The following is a 387-nucleotide window of genomic DNA, read 5'->3' on the forward strand; positions in this document are numbered from 1 at the left end:
GGTGACAGGAACAAGATTTCCGATGCCGTCATGGCTCAAGGCGACTACATGTGCACCATCGCCAAGACCATCGACGCCTGGCTCTCCGACGGATCGGTCAAGCCTCCCAACGGACCGACAGAGCTGTACCTGGCCGCGTACAACGCCGGTGAAGGCGCAGTCCAACGCGAAGGCGGTTTCCCCACCATGTACAGCGACTACATCACTCAGACCAGGCCCTACGCCGACAAGATCATCGCGAATGAGGCGAAGTACCGAGCGATCAACAAATAGCCGTCTATATTTGACACCGGTATAACATAGAATCGAGTTTGTTCCTATGCACGACCTTCACGACCGGAAACAGGGGATCAGGACCATGAGCATGTCGAAGAAAGTCGTGGTCGC

The 387-nt window shown here is 55.8% G+C and carries 1 protein-coding gene; it reads left to right on the forward strand.

From position 1 onward, the window contains the following. The coding region (locus EW028_RS24375; protein ID WP_145983813.1) for a lysozyme family protein at positions 1 to 273 on the forward strand (273 nt) is incomplete at its 5' end. Positions 274 to 387 lie beyond the last annotated feature (114 nt).

It is taken from the genome of Lysinibacillus sp. OL1 (genome assembly GCF_004332175.1).
Taxonomy (GTDB): Bacteria; Bacillota; Bacilli; order Bacillales_A; family Planococcaceae; genus Lysinibacillus; species Lysinibacillus capsici.